This window comes from Ruthenibacterium sp., assembly GCF_017421385.1.
Taxonomy (GTDB): domain Bacteria; phylum Bacillota; class Clostridia; order Oscillospirales; family Ruminococcaceae; genus Ruthenibacterium; species Ruthenibacterium lactatiformans.
This window is the reverse complement of sequence record NZ_JAFOIN010000006.1, coordinates 1-8,156: the sequence shown is the minus strand read 5'-3', so window position 1 is coordinate 8,156 and position 8,156 is coordinate 1. Positions and strand designations below refer to the sequence as shown.

The following is an 8,156-nucleotide window of genomic DNA, read 5'->3' as shown; positions in this document are numbered from 1 at the left end:
CGCCTGGGGCAGGATGCCGAAAATCGCCATGGCCGGCGCGGCCAGCACGCAGACAATGCCGCCCAATGCGTTTTCAAAGCGGATGAGGGCGGGGGCGAGGTATTGCTTTTCCTCATCCAGCAGGCGGCAGATCTCCTGCGCGCCGGCCGCCGCCGCGAAGCGTGTGATCCACGCGCCCTCCCGGCGCACGGCCTCCCAATCGGTGCACAGCAGCGTGCCCGCCCACTGGCGGGCATATTCTGCGGAGGAGATCTGTTCCACGCAGGGCCCCTCGATGCGGCCGTCCGGCGCGCAGCCCAGCAGCGGTGCGAAGCCCATGGCGCACAGGTGTTCGGCGGCGATGTTGTCCACCATCAGTCCTCCGCGCAGGAAGGCTTCCAGCTCCGCTTTCTTATAGCACAGCACGTCGTCGCCCAGCAGAACGTTGGTGGCGGCGGGCGTGAACTGTACGGGAACGCCCAGCAGCGGAAGCACCGCGTCCAGCGGCCGGGCGGGCAGCATGCCGTCGGGGGTGTGCGCACGGTTTTGGCGGTGCAGCGCCGCGTCCCCGCGCCAGGGCAGGCCCACGCCGCGCATCGTCTTGCCCCTGCGCAGCTGCTGAACGGCCTCCACCGCAGGCGCTGCTTTGCACACCATCTCCGCGTATTCGCGCTGCAGCGGCAGCGGTGTGGCAAGGTAATCGTGCAGGTTCAGCGTCAGGCCGTCCGCGCCCGCAAGCGCGTGGAGCTGCATCTGCAGCTGCGTGACGGCAGCGCTTTTTGTGTAAGGCGTATTGGGGTAGTTTTCCACCTCGCTGGCCCAGAAGGTACTGCTGTGTACAGCGGCCATGCTCAGAGACATGCCCGTAAGCATTTCCACGGCGCCGGTGTGCAGCGCGTCGCTGTATGCGCCGCCCAGCGGGCGGGAAAGGCATTGCCCGCCCCCGGAAAAGGCGCGGAGCAGCGCGTCCATGTCGCGCCCCTGCACCGAATGCGCCGGCTCGCCGGAATTCATCAGCCCCACCTGCGTCTCGGGCGAGACGGCGTGCACAGCCCGCTCCACCGCTTTTGCGGCCCGCAGCTGGGCGGCAAAGTTCACCCGCATCCACGCGGCTTTTACCTCTCCGGCGTCGGGGCCGAGGCCGCAGGCCGCGTCCCGCAGACGGAGGGGCGTGACGTCGTACCCAAGCTCCCGGGAAACAAGGCGGGCGTGGGTTTCGCAAAAGCAGCCGTATGAAGCCGTGTGGTTCAGCGAGCGGAAATCGTCGTCCAGCATCAGCCGCGCGGGCCGGGTGGCCGCGTACAGGGCGCTGATCTGCGCCGTATATTCCACCCACGCCTCATCGGCGATGCAGTATACTGCGTGCGCGGGCGCAAGGTCCTCCCCCACAAAGCGCTGGAAGGGAAGCGCAAGGCGGGCGGGCACACGGTTGTCGCCGTGCCCCGCGCAGGTGACGAGGTTTACGCTGTACCGCACGCCCGCCGCGGCAAACGCTTCGGCCATACGGGCGTAGACAGCAGCCATGCGCTCGTGCTTTTTCCGTGGGAACGGGGAGGTGAGGAGCTGATGCGATTCCTCCATCAGCATCACCTCGCGGATGGGCGTGCGGGCGCAAAGCTCCAGCAGCTCGCCGAGCTGGCGCCGCCACGCATCCTCGTGCACGGCAACGCGCAGAATATATTCCATAAGAGTACCACCTTTTCTGTTTGATGCGGGATTTGTAAAAAATAGGGAGACCGATGCGCGCATCGGCCTCCACAGCATGCCGCGTCAGCGTGCGAAGCGGTCTATTTGGAAAGCTCCAGGAATTTGTCATACTGAGACTGTTCGATCTCGATCAGCTCGTCCAGCCCCAACTCCTGCATCTGGGCAATATACTGGTCCCAATCGTCAAAGCTGGCGCGTCCCAGGATGAAATCGGTCACAAGCTCGCTGGAATAGGTGGAAAGGTCGGTCGTCAGAGCAGCCTTGCGCGCGTTCTGCTCATCGGTGGCAATGGCCATGTAGCAGTATTTGGCATCCGGATAAACCGCGTCCTGGAAGACCACGCTCTTTTGAAATTCGTTTTTGTGCTCGGGGCGGGAGGTGAACTGGGATTCCATTGTGTACAGGGAAACGGTGGGGAATACGCAGCCGCTCCACAGCGAGCCGCCGGGGGTTTTGCGGTCCTTCGCGTTCTGCTCCCAGTACGCGCCGCCGATGCCCTCCATGAGCTGGCGCCGGCCGTCCACGACCTCGTACGTTTCGCCCTCGATGCCCCAGGCGGACAGCTCTTCATACCGGTCGGAATACAGCACGTCCAGCAGCGCGGCTACGGCCTCGGGATCCTTGCAGTCTTTCGTAACGGCCCATTTCTGCCAGGAGAAGAACGACGGCTCAATGACAATGTACGGCTCGTACCCGGTCTCCAGGTTCGCAATGGGCAAAAATTCAACGTTTTCAGCGTTGACGGAAGGCTCCAGCCACATCTGCATGCAGTAATCGAACGTGGCGCCCACTTTGTTTTCGGCCATGCGCTGGCTCGTCTGCTCGTAGGTGGCGCCGATGAGGTCCGGGTCCATCAGGCCCTCCTCCACAAGGCGGTTCATATACTTCAAGTAGTCTTTGATGCCGTCCTGGTACCAGGGCGAGACGATCTTGTTGTTTTTTACGTCCACAGAAGTGAGGTAATTGCCTACGCCGAACCACTGGGCGATGCCCGTCATGAAGAAATCTCCGGAGGTATCCACGGTGACGATCTCGTCCGCCGCGCCGTTGCCGTTCATGTCGTTTTCCTGAAACGCTTTCATCACAGAGATGAACTCCTCGGCGGTTTCAGGCGCTTCCAGGCCAAGCTTCTCCAACCAGTCCTTGCGGATGTTGATGACGCGGCAGGTGGGGGCGGGCTTGTCTTCGTAGGTCTGTGCCTGAACGCTGGTGTACCAGTAGATATTGCCGTCCGGCGCGGTGGTGAGCTGTGCCATGAACGGATATTTTTCGTGAATGAAGCGGTTGAAGGTGCCGTCGCCGTACTCGTCCATGATGGTGTTGATGGGCTGGATGGTGCCCTTGTTGGCAAGGTCCATCGCGGCGGCGTCGTCAAACGGCGTCAGGCATACGATGTCCGGCAGGTCGGTGCCGGAGGCGATGCGCGTTTGAAGCGTTGTGGGGTACTGGTCCGCTGGGACGACCTCAAATTCCAGCTCCAGGCTCTTTTGTGCAAACAGGGCTTTCAGCTCCTGCCAGACAGGGTAGTCCTCGCGTTCGTCGAATTTGATGTACTGGTTTGTGTTGTTGGGCACAAGCATCGTCAGACGCCGGGCGCCGTCCCCGGCGGATGCAGAGCCGGAAGCCGGGGCGGACGATGCGCCGCCGCAGGCGGCCATGGAAAGCGCAAGCGCCGCCGCAAGGAATAGTGCGGTAAGTTTTTTCAGATGTTTCATGTCGTTCCTCCTGTTTGATGATATTTTATCATACTTCGACCCGAGGCGTCGGGGCGAAATCTGCCTTGAAGAGGGTCAGCCCTTCAATGAGCCGACCATGATGCCCTTTACAAAATGCTTTTGGAAGAAGGGGTAGGCAAACAGTACGGGCAATGTGGTGAAAATAATCATCGCATATTTGAGCTGCACGTTGGAAAGTGAACGGCGCACGGCCTCGGCCACTTCGTTCATGGGCAGCTTTGTCAGATCCACGGTGTTTTCCAGCAGCACCCGGCGCAGGTAGAGCTGCAGGGGCTGCAGCGCGGTGTCGGGCAGATAGACCAGCGCGTTGAACCAGCTGTTCCAGGTGATGACGATGGTGTAGATGGAAATGACGGCCAGGATGGGCTTTGCCAGCGGCGTATAGATGCGCAGCAGAATGGTGAAGTGACTGGCGCCGTCGATGGCTGCGGATTCCCGGATGGTGTCCGGGATAGAGGCGAAATACGTGCGTGCAAGAATGATGTTCCAGATGCTCAGAGACCCAGGCAGGATGACGGCCCAGATGTTGTTGTACAGGCCAAGGCGGTTCATTACAAGGAACGTGGGGATCAGCCCGCCCGAAAAATACATGGGAACGAGCAGGTAGGTGACAACGGCCTTTTTGCCCAAAAGCCCGGGCATGCACAGGGGATACGCGCACAATGTGCAGAACAGGAGCATCAGCAGCGTGGTGACGACAACATACAAAAGCGTATTGCCGTAGGCGCGCCACAGAGTCGTGTCGGAAAGGATGACGCGGTAGGAGTTAAGGTCAAACCCTTTTGGGAACAGCAGCATGTCACCCGCAAGCGCGTGCTCGGGCGCGCTGACAGAGCGGATGAGCACATAGTACATGGGGTACACGGTGACGATGCAGCACAGCCCGGTGGCGAGGTAAATGAGCATGCTCGCCAGGCGGGAGCCTTCGCGGATGCCGTGTTTTTGTCGGAGCATGGCGGTAAGCCTCCTTTTCGTTTTCAGAACAGTCCGTCGCCGGAGATTTTATTGCTGCATTTGTTGGCGATGAAAACAAGGATCAGATTCACCGTGGAGGCGAACAGGCCGATGGCGGTGCCAAGGCTGGTCTTGCCCGTGAGCAGACCCTCGCGGTAAACGTAGGTGCCGAACACGTCGGCGGTCTTCATGGTGGCGTTGTTGTACAAAAGCAGGATCAGGTCGGTGTTGGAGCTCATGATGTCGCCCACCGCGAAGATGAGCATGATGGCGATTGTGGGGGCGATCATCGGCAGCGTGATGTGCAGTGCCTGCTGCCAACGGTTCGCGCCGTCCAGCCGCGCCTATTCGTAAAGCGCCGGGTCGATGGAGGCCATGGCGGAGAGATAGAGGATGCTGTTCCACCCGAAGCTCTTCCAGATGTTCGTGACCGTGTATACAACAGGGAACCATTTCGGGTCGGTGCGGAAGGAGACGGGGTCGCCGCCCAGCAGCGTGATGATCTGGTTCACAAGGCCGTCCTTTTCAATAAAGGAGACCACCATGCCCGCGGCCACTACCATGGAGATGAAATAGGGCATATAGCTGGCTGTCTGCACCAGCTTTTTGTAGCGCAGGTGCGTTACCTCGTTGAGCAGCAGCGCGAACGCTATGGGGACCCAGAAGCCGAACGCGAGGTTCATCAGGCTGAGCGTGAGCGTGTTTTTTAACAGGCGCGGAAAATAGATGGAAGAAAAGAACGTTTTAAAATGCTGCAGGCCCACCCATTTTGTAGAGCCGTCAAACGCGAAGAAGGGGTCGCCGGGGACGTAATCCTGAAAAGCGATGACAACGCCGAACATGGGCATATAAAAAAAGATAAAGATCATCACCAGCACCGGCAGCATGATGAGATAGAGCTCACCGCTCTCCCGCAGCCGCCTGCGGCCGATCCGGTCCGCGAGGCTCTGCCGCGGCGCGCCGCGTTTTTTGCAAATGGTTGTCAATGTGCCACATCCTCTCGATCACATGTTGCCGTTTTGTCCTGTGTCCGGCGGAAAAGCCGTCCGGGGCTGTGCTTTCAGCATAACCGCGCCGGGCCGCGTTTGCAACGAACCAAATTTGAAGCCGTGCGCTTTTTTGAAAAAGCGGGGCTTTTGCGGCATGTTTTGCCGGGCCGGCGCAGCGATTTCCAATTTTGCGATTTTGTCAAAAAAAGATGCGCAAGCACTGGAAAACGGCTTGGCAGCTTGCTTTTTCCCCACAGGGAGCACAGGCGGCACGCTTTTCAAACGGCGCGTGTTTTGATATACTGGAGCTGCCGTTTTGAAGTGATTTGTCTGTGGCGGGCCGCACGCGCCCGCCGGGGAGGGGGGGCGCACACGATGAAGAAAAAGCCGGCCGTGCGGCACAGGCTTTCCACGGTGCAGCGCATCTTCTTTTCCTATGTGTTCATATGCCTTGTGCCGGTGGTCATCCTGGCGGGGGTGCTGGCCGTCTCCACCTTCCGCGCACAGCAGCGCGAGGACGCCGCCCGCCAGGCCCATACCGCCGAGCTTGCGGCCCGCACACTGGATGCGGAGTTCAAGCGCGTTCAGGGCCTTGGGCAGCAGCTGTCCGAGACGCAGTGGGTAAAGCGGCGCGGTGCGGCCGCGGGGCTGTATGACGAAGAGTTCGGCCTGCGCGAGAAACTGGCCATCTGCGGAGACCTGCGCGGCTATACCGCGGCCAGCGGCGTGATCCGGCAATTGTCTGTGGTCTTTCCCGAAAAGGAGGAGGTGTATTCCTCCGCCGGCTTTTATGATACGGCAGACTTCTTCCGCACATTTTCGCTGGAAAAAGGGCAGACGCCGCTGGAGAGCGCTGTGGTGTACGAGCGTTTGAGCCTGCCGGAAAACAGCGGCCTGGTGTGCGGCGCGCAGCTCGGCATGACGGGCGGCGCGGCGTCCCGGCTGTTCTTTGCAGAGGCGATGGAGTACAATCGTCCCATGCGGAGCTTTCTGCTGGTGGAACTGGACCGCTCCGCCATCCGCAACCAGATCGCATTGCTGCGCACGGACGATATGCTCTCCCTTTCTATCCGCGGCGCGGACAGAGAGCTGGCGGGGATATCCTTCACGGCCAGGGCCGCAGAGGCTGATTATACTTACCGCTCCGTATGTTTCCCGGTGGATATCACGTCCGGCTTTTCCGCCGTGCCGCTGGTACGGACACGAAGCGTCTGGTTTATCGCCGTGCTGGTGCTTATTTCAGTGCTGCTGACGGTGAATCTGGCGTGGCTGCTTACAAAGCTGACCTACACCCCGCTCAAGCGGCTGGCAGACAGCGCGGCACACCGCCTTCCCGCGCCGGTGCATGCGGGGGATGAATATGCGATCATTGAGGAATCGCTGTGCCAGCTGGCTGCGGAACGGGAAAATGTGCTGCATATGGCAGAGCGTTACCGCGCCACCGCGCGGAGCAATTTTCTGCGCCGGCTGCTGCAGGGGTATTTCGATGCGGCGGAGGCTGCGGAAAAAATGCGGGAGTTCGACATCGGCTTTTCAGATTCGATGTCCCATCTTGTGCTGCTGGTGGAAGAAAGAGAAGGAAGCCACGGTGTGATGCCGCTGGAAGAGGCTCTTTCATCCTTTGACCTTTTGTATGAGATCACGGAACTTTCCAGGACGCGTCTGGCGGCCATTGTCGCACCGGGAGGGCCGGATGAGGTGTGCCCGCAGACGCTGGCGCAGCGGGTCGCGCTCTCGTATCAGGAGCACACGGAAACGATGCCTTTTATCGCCTGCGGCAGCTTGGAGGAGGGCGTTTTGGGCATTAGTAAATCTTATTATGCAGCGGCGGAGCAGCTTTCTGCACGTCTGTCCGACGGCGCGTGCCTTACATCTCCCGACCGGGGGATCTATTATCCCGTCGAGTGGGAGCTTCAGCTCATCAACCGTGCGAAAGCGGGCCAGCAGGCGATGGCGGAGACGATCCTGGGCGAGATACGCGCTGAAAACGAGCGCAGGGGCGTGTCTCAGCAGAACATGCGGCGTTTGGTGCTGATGCTGGCGCAGACGTATTCGCGCATCATCCATGAGTTCGACCCGCAGCCCGCACGCTATGCTGCTGAGTTTGACGCTGTCAGCAGCGCACAGACGGATGACGGCATGTGGGGGGCGCTGTACCGGGTGAATGCGCTGTTCTGTGCGGAGAAAACAGCGTCTCAGCAGGCTGGGGATACGGAGCAGCAGGTCGTGGAATACGTTAAGGAGCATCTGACGGACCCGGATCTTTCTCTTAAGGACCTTGGAGACCGGTTCAACCTTTCAGTCTCCGCGGTTTCGAAGCTGTTCAAGCGTGTGTGCGGCATTAATTTTTACGATTTCCTGCTCAGCGGCCGGATGGAACTGGCCTGCGAGATGCTGGAAAATAAAAAAATCACATTGGCGGCGGCGGCGCGCGCCGTGGGCTACGAAAACGATTATTCGTTCAAGCGTGCATTTTCGCGCTTTTATGGTGTTTCCGTGTCCGAATACCTGCGCAGACGAAGGAAATAACGGCCCAGAGCCTGTGCGGGCCGCTTTTGAAACGGAAAGGGAGTATCCATTTATGAAAGAAGTATTGAATGTAGGTGTTATCGGCCTGGGCAACCGCGGCTCCAACCTGTTGGAAAACTGTATCCTGCCCCAGCCGGGCGTTCGTGTGCTGGCCGTGTGCGACAATTATGAGGACCGCCGGGAGAAGGGCGTGCAGCTTGTGACGGCAGCGGGCCAGCCCGCGCCCCGCGCTGCGGCGGATTACCGCGAGGTACTGGCCATG

6 protein-coding genes and 1 pseudogene are annotated in these 8,156 nt (G+C 60.2%); 2 read left to right on the top strand and 5 right to left on the bottom strand.

Translation table 11 applies throughout. The annotated features are described in order from the left end of the window. From IIY41_RS00760 to IIY41_RS00740, 5 genes are all read right to left on the bottom strand, one after another. Positions 1-1,665: hypothetical protein (locus IIY41_RS00760; protein ID WP_287399192.1), on the bottom strand; the 1,665-nt coding region annotated here is incomplete at its 3' end. Between the two features lie 101 nt (positions 1,666-1,766). After that, entirely contained in the window at positions 1,767-3,401 is a 1,635-nt protein-coding gene (locus tag IIY41_RS00755; protein ID WP_205457361.1) for an extracellular solute-binding protein, read from the bottom strand. A 75-nt stretch (positions 3,402-3,476) separates the two neighbouring features. Next, positions 3,477-4,376 carry a carbohydrate ABC transporter permease gene (locus IIY41_RS00750; protein ID WP_058723724.1) on the bottom strand — a complete coding sequence of 300 codons (900 nt, stop codon included), beginning with the start codon at positions 4,374-4,376 and terminating at the stop codon, positions 3,477-3,479. 23 nt (positions 4,377-4,399) lie between these two features. Continuing rightward, complete coding sequence (locus IIY41_RS00745; RefSeq protein ID WP_287399193.1) at positions 4,400-4,714, bottom strand: ABC transporter permease family protein; 315 nt, start codon at positions 4,712-4,714, stop codon at positions 4,400-4,402. Positions 4,715-4,720: 6 nt separating this feature from the next. After that, entirely contained in the window at positions 4,721-5,362 is a 642-nt protein-coding gene (locus IIY41_RS00740) for an ABC transporter permease family protein (RefSeq protein ID WP_287399191.1), read from the bottom strand. A 378-nt stretch (positions 5,363-5,740) separates the two neighbouring features. Here IIY41_RS00740 and IIY41_RS00735 point away from each other — a divergent pair, with 378 nt between their 5' ends. Together IIY41_RS00735 and IIY41_RS00730 are read left to right on the top strand one after the other, a co-directional pair. Then, positions 5,741-7,894 (top strand): helix-turn-helix domain-containing protein, encoded by a 2,154-nt coding sequence (locus tag IIY41_RS00735; protein ID WP_058723722.1) that lies wholly within the window; start codon positions 5,741-5,743, stop codon positions 7,892-7,894. 52 nt (positions 7,895-7,946) lie between these two features. Further along, a pseudogene (locus IIY41_RS00730) lies at positions 7,947-8,156 on the top strand (gfo/Idh/MocA family oxidoreductase); the annotation flags it as partial.

Coding starts and splice junctions, on each gene's coding strand:
- IIY41_RS00755 (WP_205457361.1), bottom strand. CDS start 3,401: ATGAAACATCTGAAAAAACTTACCGCACTATTCCTTGCGGCGGCGCTT.
- IIY41_RS00750 (WP_058723724.1), bottom strand. CDS start 4,376: ATGCTCCGACAAAAACACGGCATCCGCGAAGGCTCCCGCCTGGCGAGC.
- IIY41_RS00735 (WP_058723722.1), top strand. CDS start 5,741: ATGAAGAAAAAGCCGGCCGTGCGGCACAGGCTTTCCACGGTGCAGCGC.